The following is an 18,114-nucleotide window of genomic DNA, read 5'->3' on the forward strand; positions in this document are numbered from 1 at the left end:
CCCGTTAGCGCTTCGCGGCGAAGAACTTCTGCAGCAACTCGGCAGCCTCATCGGCTCGGATACCCCCGACCACCTCGGCGCGCACCGGCAGGCGACGATCGCGCAGCACGTCGTGCACCGACCCGGCAGCGCCGGCCTTCTCGTCCCACGCGCCGAACACCACCCGGCTCACGTGCGACTGCAACGCCGACCCCGCGCACATCACGCACGGCTCGAGAGTGACCACGAGCGTGCACCCGGTCAGATTCCAGGAGCCGAGGGATGCCGCGGCCGCGCGCAGCGCGATCACCTCGGCGTGGGCGGTGGGGTCCGCGGTGGTCTCGCGCAGGTTTTTTCCCTCACCGATGACGTTCCCTGCGGCATCCGTCACCACCGCTCCCACCGGCACCTCGCCCTGGGCCGCCGCATGGGCGGCCAGCACGAGCGCGCGCGTCATCGCGGCATCGTCGGCGGGGTCGGGCTGCACGCTCCCAGCGTACGGATCGATGCGCTCGCCGCGGGTACCCTGGGACCCATGCGCCTCCACGTCGCCGACCACCCGCTCATCACCCACAAGCTCACGGTGCTGCGTGACCACACGACGTCGTCGCCGGTGTTCCGTCAGCTGACGGAGGAGCTCGTCACGCTCCTCGCCTACGAGGCGACGCGGTCGGTGAAGGTCGACCCGATCGAGATCCAGACGCCGGTGTCGTTGACGATGGGCGTCAAGATCAGCGAGCCGCGCCCGATCGTCGTGCCGATCCTCCGCGCCGGACTCGGGATGCTGGAGGGCATGGTCAAGCTTCTTCCGACCGCCGAGGTGGGATTCCTCGGGATGGTGCGCAACGAGGAGACGCTCGAGCCCACCACCTACGCAGAGCGCCTCCCCGATGACCTCTCCGATCGGCAGTGCTTCGTCCTTGACCCCATGCTCGCGACAGGCGGGTCGCTGGGCGCGGCCGTCGAGTTCCTCTTCAAGAGAGGGGCGCAGGACGTCACGGCGATCTGCCTCCTCGGCGCTCCCGAAGGGGTCGCGGCGATCGAGCGTCAGGTCGGCGACAAGGACGTCACGCTCGTGCTCGGCGCGCTCGATGAGCGGCTCAACGAGAAGGGGTACATCGTCCCCGGTCTCGGTGACGCCGGCGACCGCCTGTACGGCACCGTCTGACCCACTCCATCAGCGGGAAACCGCGGTTTTCCGGGCCGTGAGACGAGTGTGGCGCGGCATCCGCCCCTCGCCGAACGGATACCGCGCCTGCGCCTTGCGGCGCGAATTCAAGGGTATGACGAGGCTGATCCCGCTTCTCAGGGGGTTGACATCCGCCCCCCGAAGGGGCTAACCGCCGCAGCGGATTCAGTCGGGGATCACGGGCTCGGTCGGAGGCTTACGGCCGGTCTCCTGCTCCCAGAATTCGAGCTGCTGCGTGAGGGCTTTGGCGAGCTCGAACACCTGCTCGGGGGGGATGCGGATTCGGCTGACCACGCGCGCGGGCACGATCGTGCGACGCTCGCCGGTTTCGGGATCGGTTTCGTCGTGGGGCGGCTGGGCAAGGGTCAGGAAGTCCATGACGAAAACCGTCGAGCTGTGCCAGACGTTGGCGAAGTCGGCGTAGTTTCCGCCGATGAGGTCGGGCGGCAGGTCGATCTCGAATTGACGGGGCACCTGGTCGGACATGCGGCAGTTCCTCCTCGCCGGGGGTGGGGCGTCTGGCGAGTCTATTGGGCGGCCATCGCCGGCTGAACGGGGTTGCGCTCCGCGCCCGCGGCGCGCGTCGGACCGGGATCGGCGGTGTGCGCGCCGACCAGCCGCGCGAAACCGCTGAGGCGCGCGACGCCCTCCGGAGTGCGCGGCAGGTCGTCGAGGAGACCCGGCGAGTAGACCAGATACGCGGTGTGCATCGCCCGCGAGATGGCGACGTTCAGGCGGTTGCGAAGGAGGAGGAACTCCAGGCCCCGGGGCGCGTCACGCCCGGAGGATGCCGCGAGGGACACGATCGCGACCGCCGCCTCCTGCCCCTGGAACTTGTCGACCGTCCCGACCGGGACGCCGTGGAACCCCGCGGCGGCGAGCGCCTCTTCCACCAGCACCTGCTGGGCGTTGTACGGGGTGACGACGATGATGTCCTTCTCCACGACGGCTCGTGGGGGCGTCACGGCCGCACCGCCGGTGTCGTCGATGTCGATCCCGGTCCACTCCCGCCCGACGAGGTCGCGGACGAGCTCGACGACGACCGCCGCCTCTTCCGGCGACCGGGTGGCGTTGCCGCGGTGGCGCAGCGGTAGCGGATGAAGGCCCGGGATCACCCCCTCGAGCACGCGCATCGCGGTCGCCGGCTGGGCGGCGAGCTCGCCCCGGTAGGACAGGTCGGAGACGGCGCGGGCCACGGCGGGATGCATGCGCCACGACTGGGCGAGGAAGAACCCATAGTCCGGCGGGATGACGTCGGCCCCGTCCATGACCCACCCGAGCGCCGAGGTGTCGACCGGCTCGGGGTGGGTGCCCTGGCTCACCTGCGGCAGCTGCTGCGGGTCGCCGAGAAGGAGCAGGCGCGACGACGCGAGCGAGACCGCGATCGTCGAGGCGAGGGAGAACTGCCCGGCCTCGTCGATGACGAGGAGGTCGAGACTCCCCCGCGGGATGCGACCCTCATGAGCGAAGTCCCACGCCGTGCCGCCGACGACGAATCCGGATGCCGCGTGCTCGGCCGTGAAGGCCGCGACCCCGTTCTTGGGGATCGGCGTGAAGCGCACCCGCTCCGCGTCATCCGGCTTCTTCAGCGCCTTGCCCACCTGCTGCGGGGGCACGCCCGCCGCGACGATCCGGTCGAGCATATGCTCGACGACCGCGTGCGACTGGGCCACGACGCCGACCTTGTAGCCGTGCTCGGCGACGAGGCGGGCGGTGACATGCGAGCCGACGAAGGTCTTTCCCGTTCCGGGCGGCCCCTGCACGGCGAGGTAGCTGCGGTCGAGGTCGAGAAGAGCGGCGGTGATGTCGCCGATGTCGTCGCCGGTCTGCGGCGGGAGTGCGCCGGTGCGGGTGCGCGGCGGACGGCGGAGCAGGATGTCGGTAGCCGGGTCGTACGGCAGCTTCGGCGCAGCGGCGGCGACGGCATCGGCCCAGGCGTCGATCGCGGTCTGCTGATTCAGCGCGCGGGGAGGTGCAGGTGGAGTCAGCGCGACGGGGAGCTCGGTCCAGGTCTCGCCGTCGATGGCGAATTCCTCCACGATCGCGCCGTCGTCGAGGGCCTCGATGACGGCGACCCGGTGGTCGGCGTGGATCCAGCGCGGTTTGTCGGCGAAGGGGAACGACACCGGCAGCTCGTAGAGCGCGAACGGTTCGCTGCCCTCGCTGATGCGGGTGCCGGGCGCGAGCTCGCCGCGCAGTTCGAGGCGGCGGCGGAGGGTGCGCTTTCCTTCCTCCTGATACCAGTCGTCGACGACGCGGCAGCGCGAGGAGTCGAGCATGACCACATCTCTTGTCTCCTCCCACACCGACGCCGGCTCGCGCAGGCGCAGGAAGTGGGTGGCCCAGAACGACTTGGCCTCGCGCGGGTAGTAGTCGATCGCAGCCGCGCCGAGCCGGAGCGCCCGCGACTCCGCCGATCCGGCGTCGCGCTGGGCGGCGAGGGCATTCAGTCGATCGGCGCGCTCGGACGGGGTGTAGGCGTGCTCGTCGGGATCGGGGTTCGGGGTGGGGCGCAGCTGCGCCTCGCGCGCGCGGTCGACGAGCCAGTCACGAAGGCGCAGGGTCGAGACGCAGTCGTAGCGGTTGTAATCGGCCAGGTCGTCGAGGATGCGGGCGGCTTCGGCCGCGGCATCCGGTCCATCCTGTTGCAGCGCCCGGGCCTGCACGTATTTGACGATCGAGTCGTCGCCCTTCTGGACGTCGCTCGTGCGCACCTCGTCGCCCATGTAGAGCGGCTCGAGCTTCTTGATGGAGTACGAGCGCGAGCCGACGCGAAGAGCCCGACGCACGATCGGGTAGAGGTCGACGAAGACCCCGTCGCGCAGGAGCTGATCGACGTCGGACTCGCGCACGCCGTAGCGCGCCGCCATCGCCAGGAGGTGCGTGGGTTCGTAGGGCGCGTAGTGGTAGATGTGCAGGTCGGGATGGGTCCTGCGCCGGAGGGCCACCATGTCGAGGAACCGCTCGAGCGCCTCCTTCTCCTCGGCGAAGGAGTGCGCCCACAGCGCCGAGTACTGCTCGCCCATGTCGACCCAGCCGAAGAGGTAGTCGATTCCCCAGGTGGTGCCCTCCCCCTCGGTGTAGAGCGGGTCGCCTTCGAAGTCGAAGAAGATGTCGCCCTGGCTCGGGCGCGGAAGGGCGCCGAGCGCCTGCGGCTGCACGACCTCGTACTTCGGGATGTCGCCGGGCGAGCTCAGCTGCAGCCGCGCCTGAGTGCGCAGCAGCGCGATGGTGTCGGGATTCATTCCCGCCGGCGCGGTCTCGAGGCCCGCCAGATCGTCGATCGTCTCCACGCCTGCGGCGCGGAGTCGTTCGCGCTGCACCGGCCGCATGCCCGCGACGAGGAGGAGGTCACCGGATGCCGCGACCTCGAGGTCGCACGTCGCGCAGCGGCCGCAGGCGACGACGCCCAGATCGCCGCGCGGGTCACCCCACCCGATGGGGTCGCCGGTCGGGCCGAGGTCGAGGCGACGGTCGGCGATGAGGGCCTGCAGGCGGTCGCGGCGCAGCTGGAAAACGGGGAGGAGGTCGTCGACCTCGTGGCTGCTGGTGGTGCCGTCGCCGAGAAGGAGTTCGACGCGATCGGACCGTGGGATGCCCAGCCGATCGAGCTGGACGACATAGGCGGCGAGCTGCATGAGCGCGGTGACCCGGGCGTGACGGGCGAGCTTGGTGTCTTGCACGAGCCACGCGCCGAACTCGTCGCGGACGAGGAAGTCGGCGAATCCGACGAAGTCGTGGGTGGCGAAGGTGGCCTGGTAGATGACGTCGGCGTCGGAGTTCAGGGCCGCGTCGGTGAGCCGCACCGCCGCGGCGAGCGCGTCGGCGTCGGAGGAACGGGTTTCGGGGATCTCGACGACCCCGTCGCCGAACTGCTCGCGGTAGCGGGCCAGAACGCGGCGCTCGTGCTCGCCGCCAAGCTCGCCCGCGCGACGCAGTGTCGGGTCATCCGGCTCCTCGACCGGGTCGACGCGACCGAGCTTGGCATCGATCGCGCGCAGCCACGCGAACTCGCATTCGGCGGCCGCCTTCAGGTCGCTCGCGCTCCAGACGATCCGGCCTTCGTCTTCGATGTACCGCACTCTGCCCTTCCCGCCGGCTCATCCGGAGAACCGTCCCCACGACCCTAACCGGGGCCGCCGACGTCGATCGGGGGTCGCGAGCATCTCCGGCGAACCGCGGTGCGCGGATAAGGTGCGGGTGTGCAGTGGAGCCTCGAAGTCATTCCTGTCTGCGTCGACGACATCGACGAAGCCAAGATCTTCTACGAGGCGGGTTCCACGTGGATCTCGATCTCGAGATCGGCGCGACCGGCCGCGTCGTGCAGCTCACGCCGCGGGGCTCGGCAAGCAGCATCCACCTCAGAACAGGAAGCACACGCATAGACGGGCTGCAACTCGTCGTCGATGATGTGGACACCGCGCGCGCTGAACTGACGGAGCGGGGCGTGGACGTGAGCGCCGTCATGCGGTTCGAAGACGGCGAGTTCCGTGAGGGTCGCGGCGGAGACTGGAACGTCTTCGTCTTCTTCTCAGACCCGGCCGGGAACGCATGGGTGATCCAGGAGCGCCCCGCCGCCCGCTGGTACACCGGTCACCGCTCCCCCGCTCGGCGTCCGGAGTGGTGGCTTCGCCCTGTGGGCGCGTGATGACAACCGAAGTGCTCCGTTGTCGTGTCCGCCTGTTGACGCCACGGCATGCCTGCGGACAGGCTCGGATCTATGGCATCCGTGGACAGGCCAGCCGTCTACCTGTTCCACGTCGACACGGATGCCGGGCCGCAATCGCGATGGCGGCCCGTACGGTTTCGGACGCAACTCCCGCTCTCGGGGGCGTCGCCTCGCGCCTCCGGCCGTCACGAAGGTGCGATTGGCGCGCATCGATCGGAAGAGGACCGGCATCAACGCGTCGGGTAAGGCGAGTGGCATCCCACCAGGATCACACACCGCGGTGATCACCGGCGGCATGCGCCCATCGCGCCGCCGTCAGGCCTGCGCCCGCTCGTCCTCCTCTGGCTCGAAGCTGGACGGCTCCCCCGTGTGACCGGCAGCGACCCCATCGGGCTCATCGGGGATGGTCCCGTCCTGACCGAGGCCGTCCGACTTCTCCTCGCCGTCCGCACTGTCGGCACTCGTGGCATCCGCCTTCGACTCGGAAGGGTCGGGCTGGTCTTCGCCCAGGGGCATCTCGACGTCCGGTCCTTCGTATCCTTCTTCCTCCGCTGCCAGGGAGCCGTGGTCGTGCGAATCCTGCGTCATGATGAGCGCCTTTCTGTTGGACAGTCCCAGCGTCTCTCGCATCCCCGCGGCATCCGACGGGGTTGACAACCGCCGGTGACCTGCGCGGCCGGCGACATCCGCACCCCGGCCGTGACAGGGTCGAACCATGACCGTTACCGCAGACCCGGGTTCGTACGACCTCGACGCGCTGCGCTCGCGCGTCCTCCCCCACGACGAGGGCGCCGTCGACGACAGCATTCCCAGCCTCGCGGCAGCCGACCCGAGGCTCTGCGCCATCGCTCTCGCACTGCCCGACGGCACGGTGCGCGGCAGCTCGCACTCCGACACGGCCTTCACCATGCAGTCGTCGGTGAAACCTTTCCTCTTCGCCCTCGCCCTCCTCGACACCGACGGTGACGCGCTCCACCGCGTCGGGATCGAGCCGACCGGCGAGGCGTTCGATGCGATCAAGCTCGAAAGCGGCACCGGCCGCCCGCCGAACCCGATGGTCAACGCCGGCGCGCTTCTGACCGCCTCCCTCGTCGACGGCGACGACGGCAAGGCCAGATCGAACCGCATTCTGCAGGGGCTCTCCGCCTTCGCCGGCCGGCCGCTCGAGATCGACGAGCGCACGGCCGAGGAGGAGCGCGAGCACGGCGAACGCAACCACGCGCTCGCGCATCTCATGCGCGCCGAAGACACCCTTCACGTCACCGCCGACGACGCCGTCGAGGTCTACGGACGGGCATGCGCCGTGCTCGTCGACGTCGAAGCCCTCGCGGTGATGGGCGCGACCCTCGCGCTCGGTGGGGTGAACCCGGTGACGCGGGAACGCGTCCTCCCCGCGTCCGTCGCGCGCGATGTCGTCTCGGTCATGGCGACCTGCGGGGTCTACGACGGATCGGGAACATGGATGCGACGCGTCGGCGTCCCCGCGAAATCCAGCGTGTCGGGGGCCGTCGTGCTCGCCGCGCCTCGCACGCTCGGGGCCGCCGTGCTGAGTCCACCGCTCGACGATCAGGGCACGAGCGTGCGCGGCCGGATCGCGAGCGAGGTGCTCAGCGACGACCTCGGGCTGCACGTCTTCGCGACGTAGGCACTTGCGTGTGCGGCCACCGTGTGCGAACCGGCCCGGTCGCGGCATCCGTCACTCCCCTGAGAATGAACGCATGGAGTACGACATCGACGACGATCCCGCCCGCATCCAACCGGATGTCGTCTGGGCGTGGCTGTCGACGGAGGCGTACTGGGGCCGGCAGCGGAGGCGCGCCGATGTCGAGGCGCAGATCGCCGGCGCCTGGCGGGTGGTCGGAGCGTATCGCGCCGACACGGGCGAACAGGTGGGCTTCGCGCGCGCCGTCTCCGACGGTGTGACCTTCGCCTACCTCGCCGATGTCTTCGTGACGGCACCTCACCGCGGCGCGGCGCTCGGCAAGCGAATCGTTCGTCGGATGATCGACGACGGGCCGGGGAGGAACTTCCGCTGGGTCCTGTTCACCGGAGACGCGCACGGCCTCTATGCGCAGTTCGGATTCGCAGCCCCGGATGCCACCGCGATGGTCAGGCCCGCCCGCTGAAGCCCGGAGCGTCGAGCGCGGCGAGGTACCGACGGGTCATCCATGCCTGGAACCGGCGAGCCGCAGGCCTTCCGAGCCGCGTGAACCACCGGCCCGGGCGCGAGAAGGCAATGATCGTGAAGACGACGTCGCCCGAGGGAGCGAGTCGCAGCTCGAATCGCTCCTCCCCTCTCTCGGGGTGCCCGGGGAGCGTCCCGTAGGCGAAGCCGCACGCGTCGGGCGTCCGCGCCGCGTACACGACAAGACACGGGATGCGGAAGACCAGCGGGCCGAGGCGCACCCGCATCTCCACGCGCGTCCCCTCGCGAAGGGGGTCCTCCGACATCCGCACCTCGGCGCCCGCTCGGCGCTGCACCTCGCCGGCGAAGAGCAGGTCCGCCGCACGCTCGAAGTCGGCGCGCCCGTGCCCGACCACCCGCTTCATCCGCGTGTGGTGGTAGCCGGCGGGGAGGTCGCCCCCGGTCGCGCCCATCTCGTCGTACGTCAGGTCGCTCACGTCTTCACGTTAGGCGCCGGGGGACGCCGCGGCGCGGCATCCGAGGCTCCTCACTCTCTGACGCCGACCTCGATCGGGAACCGCCGGCGCAGCATCAGCCGCTGCACGAGCGTGCAGCTGACGGTCACGAGAAGATACAGCGCCGCGGCGAGAGGGACGAAGAGGGCGACCACGGCCGTGCCGAATTGCAGGAACCCGGCCATTCGGATGAGCGCTTCACCCCCGGGTGCAGCGTCCGCGGATCCGGTCGCGGGGCGCAACAGCCGCCGTGTGAGCTCCGCGACAGCGAGGATGAGCGTCACGACGACCCCGAAGACGAGGGCGACCTCACCCGTGGCCGCGCCGCCGAGGATCGACCCGGCAAGGCTCGTGCCGAGCGGCACGCCGAGGAGTTCCTCGGTGAGGAGGGCGTTCGGGTGCCCGGCGATCGCCGGATACAGGAACAGCGCGTAGACGATACCGACGATCGGCGCCTGCACCAGCACGGGGGCGCAGCCCGCGAAGGGCGAGGCCTTCTCGTCGGCGTAGAGCTTCATGGTCTCGCGCGACATCCGCTCGCGGTCGTCGGTGAACCGGCGCTGGATCTCGCGCAGCTTCGGCGCCAGTCGAGCCCGCGTCTGCTCGGCCTTGGCCTGAGCGACGCCGGTGGGGATGAGGATGGCTCGCACCAGCAGCGTCAGCACGATGACGGCGAGAGCAGCGGATGGCGCGCCGGCAACGGGCTGCAGAAGGTCGGCGAGTCCCATGAGCAGCGCGTACGCCGCATCGAGGGTCGCCGCAAGGGGAGGGAAGGAAAGGAGGTCCACGGTGTCGTCCGTTCGTCGATGGGATGGGTCGCGGAACGGCCGCGACGGACATCGACAAACACAGAGATCACCCGCCTGCTGCGGGCGGTGGACGTCGAGGTGCTACGCGGCCGGAGCCGCGAGCCCGGGAGCGCGCGAACGGGTGTGGCCCGCAGCATCCGGATCGCTCTGCGCGACCGTCACCGAGACGTCGATGGCGCGCTCCGCACGATCGCGTGAGGCCCCGCGCGACGGCAGGGAGGCCGTCGTCAGAAGCAGCGCGACGAGAAGTGCCGACGCGGCGACGATGACCCACACCGCCGCGGAGTCCGACGGACTCAGGGCGATCACGCCCGACAGCGTGAGCAGCACCTGGAAGAAGGACGTGACCGCGTCGAGCATCGCGCCGCTCCCTCCCCTGGACCCGCTCACGCTAACACGCGTGACGACGGGCGGGGCGTCGTCCGAGCGGGAGGCGGCGTTCACCTCGGCATGTCGCGAGCACGGAATCTGCGTGTCGTCTGGCTGTAACGCGCGCGCCGTAGCATCCGAGAGGGATGCCGCGTGGGGCGCCCGACCCAGCGGAGACGAGGTGACGCACCGTGACCGCACCACAGTACGAGATCAGCGTGTGGGAGCGCTACGCGACCGAGTTCGCGCTGGCCTTCGCCGACACCCCCACCCGGATCCGCGCCGTGCGCGAGGCCTACATCGTGCACGGGTTCGACGTCGATCTGATCGAGCAGATCAGCGGGTTTCCGATCTGGCGGATTCGGCAGGTCATCCGCGACGGGCTCGCCCGGTCCGATTGACGCGTCGATGGCCGTCATCGGCTGACGGTGGACGGCGGTCGGCCGACGCGAGATGATCGACCGCACGGGACGCGCCACTCTCCCGCCGGAGAGTCTCGCATCGTGCAGCTCCGGAGAGAGTCGTGCGGTGATGTCGGAGCCCGGCACTACCGTTCCGGCATGGGTGAACTCCGACTGGCCGAACTCGACGCTGACAACCTTCCGGCGGTGATCCAGATCCCCCCGGCAGTGGGCGAGAAGGCTTATGTCGCGCCGGTGGTGTACTCCATCGCCGAGGCCTACGTCACTCCGACAGCCTGGCCGCGCGTCATTCTCGACGGAGACGCCGTGGTCGGATTCGTCATGGCGAACTGGGATCCCGACAACGAGATCCCCGCGTTCCGAGGTGGGATCTGGCGCCTGAACATCGCGGATGACGCCAAGGGTCGGGGCGTGGGACGCTTCGCGGTCGAGGAGGTCGCGGCGGAAGCGCGGCGACGCGGCTACGACGAGATCACGGTTCTGTGGGATCCTGCGCCCGACGGCCCGGAAGGGTTCTATCTCCGCGTCGGCTTTCAGAAGACCGGCGAGCTGTTCGGCGAGACCATCGGAACCCGGAGGGTGTGACCCATGGATGAGAATCGCGCGGTCGTCAGGATGTGGCGGGGTGCGGTGCGGACAGAAGAGGCCGCGCAGTACGTCGCCTACGTCGAGCGAACCGGCATGAGGGCGTATCGTTCGACCCCCGGCAATCTCGACGCGTGGATCCTCACGCGCGACCTGGGCGACGGCACCACTGAGATCGTGACGGTCTCGCGCTGGGACTCCCTCGCCTCGATACGGGGTTTCGCCGGCGATGACATCGATGTCGCGGTGTTCTACCCCGAGGACGACCGATTCCTCGTCGCGCGCGACGAGTCGGTTCGCCACTGGGTGCAGGCGTCGTGAATGCGGGTAGGCCCGCGCCCGAGGCAAGGGGGAGCGCCCGCGGAACCCCGCCTGCCAGACTGGGCGCATGAGCCTGCCGTTCGAGAGCGCCTACCGTCACGGCTTCGCCCGCGTCGCAGCCTGCACCATCCCGGTCGCGATCGCCGACCCGGCGGCCAACGCCACCGCCGTGCTCGACACCGCCCGCGCGCTCGACGGTGACGCCGTCGCCGTCGCGGTCTTTCCCGAACTGTGTCTCACCGGGTACGCCATCGACGACCTGTTCCTGCAGGATGCGGTGCTCGACGGCGTCGTCACCGCCGTGGAAGGGCTCGTCGCGGCATCCGAAGATCTCATGCCCGTGCTCGTGGTCGGTGCCCCGCTTCGCCACCGCAACCGCCTGTACAACTGCGCCGTCGTGATCCACCGCGGTGAACTGCTCGGCGTCGCCCCGAAGTCGTATCTGCCGACCTACCGCGAGTTCTACGAGCGGCGCTGGTTCGCGCCCGGCGACGACCAGCGCGGGGAGGACATTCAGGTCGGGTCACTCCAGGCGCCCTTCGGGCCCGACCTGCTCTTCGAATCTCTCGACGTGCCCGACCTCGTGATCCATGCCGAGGTCTGCGAGGACGTGTGGGTGCCCATCCCGCCGTCCTCGTCGGCAGCGCTCGCAGGCGCCACGGTGCTGCTGAACCTGTCGGGAAGCCCGATCACGATCGCGCGCGCCGAGGACCGGAAGGACCTCTGCCAGTCGCAGTCGCTGCGCTGCCTCGCGGGATACGTGTATGCCGCGGCAGGGAAGGGAGAGTCGACCAACGATCTGTCGTGGGACGGCCAGACGATGATCTACGAAGGCGGCAACCTCCTCGCCGAGACCGAGCGCTTCCCCGACGGTCCGCGCCACGCTGTGGCCGACATCGACCTCGACCGGCTGCGTCAGGATCGGATGCGGCAGGGCACGTTCGACGACAATCGCCGCACCCAGCACGCCGACGCGCTGTTTCGCACCGTGCACTTCCGCCTCGACCCGCCCGCGCGCGACATCGGTCTGCGGCGCACGCTCGACCGGTTCCCCTTCGTGCCCGACGACCCCGCGCGTCTGGCGCAGGACTGCTACGAGGCGTTCAACATCCAGGTGTCGGGCCTGGAGCAGCGAATGCGCGCGATCGGCGGCCCGAAGCCCGTCATCGGGGTGAGCGGCGGCCTCGACTCCACCCACGCGCTCCTCGTCGTGGCACGGGCGATGGATCGGATGGGACGCCCGCGCAGCGACATCCTCGCCTACACGATGCCGGGATTCGCGACCTCGGATCACACGAAATCCAACGCGATCGCCCTCGCCGAGGCCATCGGTGCGTCGATCGAGACGATCGACATCAGGCCGGCGGCGACCGAGATCCTGAAGGGCATCGGTCATCCGTTCTCGGGGGGCGAGCCGGTGTACGACGTCACGTTCGAGAACGTGCAGGCCGGGATCCGCACCGATTTCCTCTTCCGGCTGGCCAACCAGAACGGCGGCATCGTCATCGGCACCTCCGACCTGTCCGAGCTCGCGCTCGGGTGGGCGACCTATGGCGTCGGCGACCAGATGAGTCACTACGCCGTCAACGCCGGGGTGCCGAAGACACTCATCCAGCACCTCATCCGATGGGTGATCTCGCGGCCGGCGACCGAGGGCGGGTCGACCGAGCTCTCCGACCGGGCGATCGACGTACTGCAGTCGGTGCTCGACACCGAGATCAGCCCCGAGCTGGTGCCGGCGGGAGAGGACGGTGAGATCCAGTCGACCGAGGACAAGATCGGCCCCTACTCGCTCAACGACTTCACACTGTTCCACGTGCTGCGCTACGGCCTGCGGCCGTCGAAGATCGCCTTCCTCGCCGAGCGGGCGTGGTCCGATCGGGATGCCGGGGCGTGGCCCCCGGGCTTCCCCGCCGACGAACGCTACGCCTACGAGCTCCCCGAGATCGTCCGGTGGCTGCGGAACTTCCTTCAGCGCTACTTCGCTTTTGCGCAGTTCAAGCGGTCGGCCATCCCGAACGGGCCGAAGGTCTCGCCCGCGGGGTCGCTCTCGCCCCGCGGCGACTGGCGCGCACCGTCCGACGGCAACGCGGCCGCGTGGCTCGCCGAGCTCGACGCCGCGTTGCCGCAGTTCGCCGGCGACTGAGGGGGCGCCTGCGCCTGCGGCGCCGGTGCGCGTGCACAGCGGCGGGGATCGGCGGCGACACGCCGCGCAGCGGCGCCAGGGGTCGGCGTGTCGGCCCTCATCCCCGCAGTTGCGCACGGGGCCGACGCGGAGGCGGGGGCTCCGGCCCGGGCCGCCGTGCGCCGCGGGTCAGAGGCCGGTGTCGCGCACCCCGACGCGGTCGGGGATGTCGAAGGCGAGGCGTGGCAGCCACGTCTCGGGCTCAGGCCAGGGCCGGGATGACGGCAGGGCGGCGAGGAGACGTCGGAGCGCAGCATCCCTCGGCGACGTCGGCGCCGCCGCGGGCAGCACCCGACGCGGCGCCCGGTACCCGAGTGCACCGCACCACCAGTGCCGCCACGTGTCGTCGGCCTCGGCGGGGTCGAGCACGATGTAGTAGTCGGGCATGATCGCCGCGCCGTCCTCGAACTGGGCGAGCGCGTTCTCGACCTCTACCTCGAGCACCCCGAGGGTCGAGCGCGCCTCGAACAGTTCGACCCAGGCGGCCGCGACGTGCTCGAGGGGGTCGGCATCGTGGACCACGAGAGGAGCGGATGCCGCGGCGATGCGCCGCGCGCCGAGGGCGGGCTCGCTCCCCTGGAGGCTGAGGGTCTCCACGCCCGGGACGCTGCTGAGAACGTGCAGCGCCTCTTCGGACGCGGTGCCCACGACGGCGACGACGGTTCCGGAAGCGGATAGTGACACCATGCTTCACATTACGTCGGCGCCCGCCCGATGGCGCGGAACGTTCGCGAGTCGCAACGAGAACGTAACGCACTCACCGCGCGGACACGCACAGAGGGGATGACCTCGCGGTCATCCCCTCTGCTCTGTGGGGGGCTGGGCTCAGCTGTTCGCCGAAGCCACCGACGCCGCGGACGGCGCCGAAGCCGGCGAGTCGGCCGGAGCGGGAGCGGGAGCCGGCGCGGGCGGTGCCGGGGCGGGAGCCGGGGCGGGCGGAGGCACCGGGGTGGGGGCGCTCACGACCGAGACGGTGCTCGACGGGGCGGGCGGGCTCGTGGGCGAGGGCACCGTCGTGGGCGACGGGGTCGGCGAGATCGCCGAGACCACGGTGGCCGAGGTGTCGGTGACGCTCATCTGCACACCGGTGCGGTCGAGGACGGATCCGCCGGGGCCCACGATCGATCCGCCGGGCACGGTGCTTCCGTCGGTGGACTGCAGGTTCATCGAGGCGGCGGTGGCAGCGGCCGCGCCGCCGACGAGGGTGAGCCCCAGGGCGCCGGCGATGCCGTAGGTGAGCCACTTCTTCTTGTCGTTCATCTCGTTCTCCTTCGTCTGTCCGCCGGGGCTCCGGGGGGTCGGCCCCGGCGGTGATTCCAGAATCGCGGCCCCGACTAAGCCGTTTCCAAGGGGTTCATGAGACAGCTCTTACGTTGGCTCATGTCGGGGTCGGTCGATCGGGCGGGCGGGGTCGAGCACCCCCTCGGCGAGGGCGAGGAGGTCTGCCGCCGCATCGTCACGGCCACGTTCCTGCGCGCCGAGCATCTGCCCGAGAAGGAGGGTCGTCGCCCGTGCCCGCACCGGTCCGCTCCCCCACCGCGCAAGGGCCCCGCGCGCGAGCTCCCACACCCGTGCGTCACGACCCTCGGGCGTGAGATAGGCGCTCGCGACGGCGTGGGCGATGAACGCCGCCGCGTCGTCGTCAGGGTCGCCTCGACCCGTGGTGTCGACATCGATGAGTCCGGAGATACCGCCGCCACCGTCGAGGAAGAGCTGACCGAAGTGGAGATCACCGTGGATGGTCTTGCGCGGCTCATCGTCGCGCCACGCCCGGCCCACCCTTTCGAGCAGATCGGCGACCCGCGCCGCGCGAGCGGAGTCACCCCCGTCGCGGAACCGCGCGGCGTACCAGTCGCGCCGCTCGGCGAGCCCCACACGCGCCGCATGCTCGAGCGGCACCGCGGCGAGCGCCTGACGCAGCCTGTCGACCGCGTCGAGCAGGGCTTCTGGTCGCCACGCGACATCCGGCGCTCCCATCCCCCTCGCCTGATCGAGCACGACCAGACCGTCGGCGGACCAGCCGACCAGGTCCGCCATCGGGAGGCCCGCGTCGGCGAGGCGACGGTGGGTGTCGACGATGCGCTCGACCCGGCGGGGCGGCACGACCTTGATCCATCTCACTCCGCCCCGGACGGCCACGCGCAGCACCGCACGACGTCCGGCGCGGTAGCCCACGATGTGCGGCGGCTCCATCGCGACGACACCGAGGCGGGCGAGCAGCGTCTCGGCTGCCTGCGAGAACGCCGCCGGCGCGAGGGCCGGCAGGTACGGGTCGGCGGGGTGCACCCAGATACGGCACTCGGGCGCGGTGGGGCTGCCCAGCAGCATCCCCGTCTCCTGCGGTACCACGCGACGCGAGGTGTCGACGAAGTAGGTCAGGGGGGCGGCGCCCGGCGGCGCGACCTCGAAGCCCGCGATCGCCCCATCGCCGAACGGCTCGCGACTGAGAAGCGCCACCGGCGTGTCGACCGCGAGGTCGAGGGCATCGCGCAGCAGCTCGGCTTCACTCGCGGCGGTGGAGAGGGTCATCTCGAAATTCCAGCACGGATGCCGCGGGCCGGTCATGAGACCTCTCTTAGGCTTCGGCGGCCGGGCGGGGCGCACCTCGATACTGGAGGGGTGACCGCCGAGCCGACCCCGCCGACCCGTCGCCGGCTGCCGGTGCTGTCGGTGCGGGCGCGGATCATCCTCGTCATCACGCTCGTCGCGGGCCTCGGCATGGTCGTCGTGGGCGCGGCGGTGTACCTCGAGGAGCGCGGGCGGATCCTCCGCCAGGTCGATGACCTGCTGGGGGCGAATCTCGATGCCGCGCGATTCCTCGTCGAGCAGGGCGACGCCGACACCGGCACCTGGGCCTCGACCGAGAGCGCCCTGGCCGCCGTCGTGCAGCGCGCGGCGCCCGACGACAACACCGGTGTGATGGGGCTCGTGGCGGGCGAACCGCGCCTCGTGCCGGGGGTGCCGCTCGATGTCGACCTGCGCGATGCGCCCGGATTCGTCGCGCACGTGAACGAGGTGACCGCGACGGGATCGCCCTACATCGGCACGTACGCCGAAGACGGGGTGGCCTGGCGGTTCCTTGCCACCCCGATCGGCGTCTCGGTCGAGGGAAGCGCGGTGACCGGCAGCGGCGAGGACGCGGTGTTCGTCATCGCGTACGACCTGAATGCCGAGCTCGCCGAGATCGACGCCGCTGCCCGGGTGTGGATCATCGCAAGCACCATCACGCTCATCGTCATCGGCGCCGTCGCCGCCCTCGTCACCGGTCGGCTTCTGCGCCCCCTCCGCCAGATGCGCGAGACCGCCGAGCGCGTCTCGGCCCAATCGCTGTCGGAGCGGCTGCCGGTGTCGGGACGCGACGATGTCTCAGAGCTCGCGCGAACCATGAATGACATGCTCGACCGGCTCGACCAGGCGCTGGAGTCGCAGCGGCGACTGCTCAGCGACGTCGGTCACGAACTGAAGACCCCGATCACGATCGTGCGCGGATACCTCGAAGTCGTCGACCCCGACAGCCCCGCCGATGTGCGCGAGACCCGCGATCTCGCCGTCGACGAGCTCGAGCGGATGGGCCGGCTCGTTCAGGACCTCGCCGCGGCTGCGGCCCTGCACGGTCCGGCACCGGTGAAACCCGTGCCCCTGGACGCCGCCGACCTGATGCGCCAGATCGCCCGGAAAGCGGAGGGGATCGCGGGCGCCGAAGTGGGCGTCGGCGGGTTCGCCGAGGTGGTCGCCGTCCTCGACCCCGCACGGGTGACCCAGGCGGTGCTGCAGCTGGCTCAGAACGCGGTGACCCATGGCGGCGGACGCCTGGTGCTGTCGAGCCGGCGCGTGGGCGACGAGCTGGAGATCTCGGTGCGCGACTTCGGTCCGGGAGTTCCCGACGACGAGAAGTCCGCGGTCTTCGACCGGTTCCATCGGGGGGCGGCGTCTGCCGAGCGGGCGGGCAGCGGGCTGGGCCTGAACATCGTGCAGGTGATCGCGCGCGCGCACGGAGGTCGGGCGAGGGTGGAAGATGCCGCGGGCGGAGGCGCCCTCTTCGTGATGACCTTCCCCGTGGCCGACACCGCGGCACCGCGGCTGATCGTTCCGCCCCGGCCACCCCTGCCCGCGTGGGCCGCGTCCGCGGGCGGCGCAGACGGTCGGCAGCCCACGGAGCCGGAGCGGCCCGGCGCCGGTGTGAGCGCGTGAGGAGGACGACGTGGCATCCATTCTGATCGCCGATGACGAGGCGCGGATCTCGGGCTTCATCGACAAGGGACTGCGCGCGGCCGGTTTCGCGACGCGCGTCGCGCCGACCGGCCCCGAGGCGCTGCACCTCGCCCTCAGCGGCGAGTTCGATCTTCTCGTGCTCGACGTGAACCTGCCCGGCATGGACGGATTCCGCGTGCTCGAGGAGCTTCGCGGCAGCGGATCGTCGATGCCCGTCATCATGCTCACCGCTCGGGTGGAGCTCGAAGACACCGTGGCCGGTCTCGAGGGCGGCGCCGACGATTACCTCGGCAAGCCTTTCCGCTTCGACGAGCTCGTCGCGCGGATCCGGTTGCGGATGCGGCGGGAGGAGGCGGCCGCTCCCACCCAGCTGAGTCACCGCGACCTGATGCTCGACATCCGCACCCGTCGCGCCCATGTGGGCGGCGCTGCTGTGGAGCTCTCAGCGCGCGAGTTCGCCCTGGCCGAGGAACTGGTGCGCCACGCCGGGCAGGTGCTCAGCCGCGAACAGCTGCTCAGCCGCGTCTGGGGGTTCGATTTCGATCCCGGCTCGAACGTCGTCGACGTCTACATCGGGTATCTCCGCCAGAAGCTCGGCCCCGGCCGCATCGAGACCATGCGCGGCGTCGGCTACCGCCTCACCTGATCCGCGGCGCCGGCGCGGCGCGTCCACGGCCGCGGCACAGCGCTCCCGCTTCGGAGAATCGCGCGATCTGCGGAGCCTGATGGCCGAT

20 protein-coding genes are annotated in these 18,114 nt (G+C 70.7%); 10 read left to right on the forward strand and 10 right to left on the reverse strand.

Annotated elements, in window-relative coordinates; translation table 11 throughout:
- Positions 1-4: 4 nt before the first annotated feature.
- Positions 5-436 carry a nucleoside deaminase gene (locus MA875_RS12395; protein ID WP_248242671.1) on the reverse strand — a complete coding sequence of 144 codons (432 nt, stop codon included), beginning with the start codon at positions 434-436 and terminating at the stop codon, positions 5-7.
- A 78-nt stretch (positions 437-514) separates the two neighbouring features.
- Here MA875_RS12395 and upp point away from each other — a divergent pair, with 78 nt between their 5' ends.
- Complete coding sequence (gene upp, locus MA875_RS12400) at positions 515-1,147, forward strand: uracil phosphoribosyltransferase (RefSeq protein WP_248242562.1); 633 nt, start codon at positions 515-517, stop codon at positions 1,145-1,147.
- A 186-nt stretch (positions 1,148-1,333) separates the two neighbouring features.
- Here the strand turns inward: upp and MA875_RS12405 are convergent, their stop codons facing one another.
- The gene (locus tag MA875_RS12405; protein ID WP_248242563.1) at positions 1,334-1,654 is read right to left on the reverse strand and encodes a DUF3467 domain-containing protein; all 321 of its coding nucleotides are present in this window, start codon (positions 1,652-1,654) and stop codon (positions 1,334-1,336) included.
- 41 nt (positions 1,655-1,695) lie between these two features.
- Positions 1,696-5,250: a TM0106 family RecB-like putative nuclease gene (locus tag MA875_RS12410; RefSeq protein ID WP_248242564.1), complete on the reverse strand. Its 3,555-nt coding sequence runs from the start codon at positions 5,248-5,250 to the stop codon at positions 1,696-1,698.
- 200 nt (positions 5,251-5,450) lie between these two features.
- On the opposite strand from MA875_RS12410, the gene MA875_RS12415 reads away from it, so the two are divergent.
- On the forward strand, positions 5,451-5,816 hold the full coding sequence (locus MA875_RS12415; protein ID WP_282448998.1) for a VOC family protein: 366 nt from the start codon (positions 5,451-5,453) through the stop codon (positions 5,814-5,816).
- A gap of 336 nt (positions 5,817-6,152) precedes the next feature.
- On the opposite strand, the gene MA875_RS12420 is transcribed toward MA875_RS12415, so the two are convergent.
- Positions 6,153-6,425 carry a hypothetical protein gene (locus MA875_RS12420; RefSeq protein ID WP_248242565.1) on the reverse strand — a complete coding sequence of 91 codons (273 nt, stop codon included), beginning with the start codon at positions 6,423-6,425 and terminating at the stop codon, positions 6,153-6,155.
- 127 nt (positions 6,426-6,552) lie between these two features.
- On the opposite strand from MA875_RS12420, the gene glsA reads away from it, so the two are divergent.
- A complete protein-coding gene (glsA, locus tag MA875_RS12425) occupies positions 6,553-7,482 on the forward strand; it encodes a glutaminase A (RefSeq protein WP_248242566.1) in 930 nt (309 codons plus the stop codon).
- Positions 7,483-7,555: 73 nt separating this feature from the next.
- Positions 7,556-7,963, forward strand: coding sequence for a GNAT family N-acetyltransferase (locus MA875_RS12430; RefSeq protein ID WP_248242567.1), 408 nt, complete (start codon positions 7,556-7,558; stop codon positions 7,961-7,963).
- Here the strand turns inward: MA875_RS12430 and MA875_RS12435 are convergent.
- From MA875_RS12435 to MA875_RS12445, 3 genes are all read right to left on the reverse strand, one after another.
- Positions 7,947-8,459, reverse strand: coding sequence for a DUF1990 domain-containing protein (locus MA875_RS12435; protein WP_248242568.1), 513 nt, complete (start codon positions 8,457-8,459; stop codon positions 7,947-7,949). The genes MA875_RS12430 and MA875_RS12435 overlap by 17 nt on opposite strands.
- A 50-nt stretch (positions 8,460-8,509) precedes the next feature.
- Positions 8,510-9,265 carry a YidC/Oxa1 family membrane protein insertase gene (locus MA875_RS12440; RefSeq protein WP_248242569.1) on the reverse strand — a complete coding sequence of 252 codons (756 nt, stop codon included), beginning with the start codon at positions 9,263-9,265 and terminating at the stop codon, positions 8,510-8,512.
- A gap of 102 nt (positions 9,266-9,367) precedes the next feature.
- Entirely contained in the window at positions 9,368-9,646 is a 279-nt protein-coding gene (locus tag MA875_RS12445; RefSeq protein WP_248242570.1) for a DUF6412 domain-containing protein, read from the reverse strand.
- A gap of 200 nt (positions 9,647-9,846) precedes the next feature.
- Here MA875_RS12445 and MA875_RS12450 point away from each other — a divergent pair, with 200 nt between their 5' ends.
- The 4 genes from MA875_RS12450 to MA875_RS12465 all read left to right on the forward strand — a co-directional run bounded on the left by MA875_RS12450 (position 9,847) and on the right by MA875_RS12465 (position 13,129).
- On the forward strand, positions 9,847-10,056 hold the full coding sequence (locus tag MA875_RS12450; RefSeq protein ID WP_248242571.1) for a hypothetical protein: 210 nt from the start codon (positions 9,847-9,849) through the stop codon (positions 10,054-10,056).
- A gap of 159 nt (positions 10,057-10,215) precedes the next feature.
- Complete coding sequence (locus MA875_RS12455; RefSeq protein ID WP_248242572.1) at positions 10,216-10,662, forward strand: GNAT family N-acetyltransferase; 447 nt, start codon at positions 10,216-10,218, stop codon at positions 10,660-10,662.
- Positions 10,663-10,665: 3 nt separating this feature from the next.
- Entirely contained in the window at positions 10,666-10,983 is a 318-nt protein-coding gene (locus tag MA875_RS12460; RefSeq protein WP_248242573.1) for a hypothetical protein, read from the forward strand.
- Positions 10,984-11,050: 67 nt separating this feature from the next.
- The gene (locus MA875_RS12465) at positions 11,051-13,129 is read left to right on the forward strand and encodes an NAD(+) synthase (protein ID WP_248242574.1); all 2,079 of its coding nucleotides are present in this window, start codon (positions 11,051-11,053) and stop codon (positions 13,127-13,129) included.
- Positions 13,130-13,297: 168 nt separating this feature from the next.
- On the opposite strand, the gene MA875_RS12470 is transcribed toward MA875_RS12465, so the two are convergent.
- From MA875_RS12470 to MA875_RS12480, 3 genes are all read right to left on the reverse strand, one after another.
- Entirely contained in the window at positions 13,298-13,855 is a 558-nt protein-coding gene (locus tag MA875_RS12470; protein ID WP_248242575.1) for a hypothetical protein, read from the reverse strand.
- Between the two features lie 138 nt (positions 13,856-13,993).
- Positions 13,994-14,428, reverse strand: a complete 435-nt coding sequence (locus tag MA875_RS12475; protein ID WP_248242576.1) for a hypothetical protein — start codon at positions 14,426-14,428, stop codon at positions 13,994-13,996.
- A 108-nt stretch (positions 14,429-14,536) separates the two neighbouring features.
- The gene (locus tag MA875_RS12480; RefSeq protein WP_248242577.1) at positions 14,537-15,697 is read right to left on the reverse strand and encodes a phosphotransferase; all 1,161 of its coding nucleotides are present in this window, start codon (positions 15,695-15,697) and stop codon (positions 14,537-14,539) included.
- Positions 15,698-15,787: 90 nt separating this feature from the next.
- Between MA875_RS12480 and MA875_RS12485 the strand changes: the two genes are divergently transcribed.
- Together MA875_RS12485 and MA875_RS12490 are read left to right on the forward strand one after the other, a co-directional pair.
- Positions 15,788-17,359, forward strand: a complete 1,572-nt coding sequence (locus MA875_RS12485; RefSeq protein WP_248242578.1) for a sensor histidine kinase — start codon at positions 15,788-15,790, stop codon at positions 17,357-17,359.
- Positions 17,360-17,369: 10 nt separating this feature from the next.
- On the forward strand, positions 17,370-18,026 hold the full coding sequence (locus MA875_RS12490) for a response regulator transcription factor (RefSeq protein ID WP_248242579.1): 657 nt from the start codon (positions 17,370-17,372) through the stop codon (positions 18,024-18,026).
- Positions 18,027-18,114: the final 88 nt, after the last annotated feature.

Origin of the sequence: Microbacterium kunmingense (assembly GCF_023155745.1) — a bacterium.
Lineage (GTDB): Bacteria > Actinomycetota > Actinomycetes > Actinomycetales > Microbacteriaceae > Microbacterium > Microbacterium kunmingense.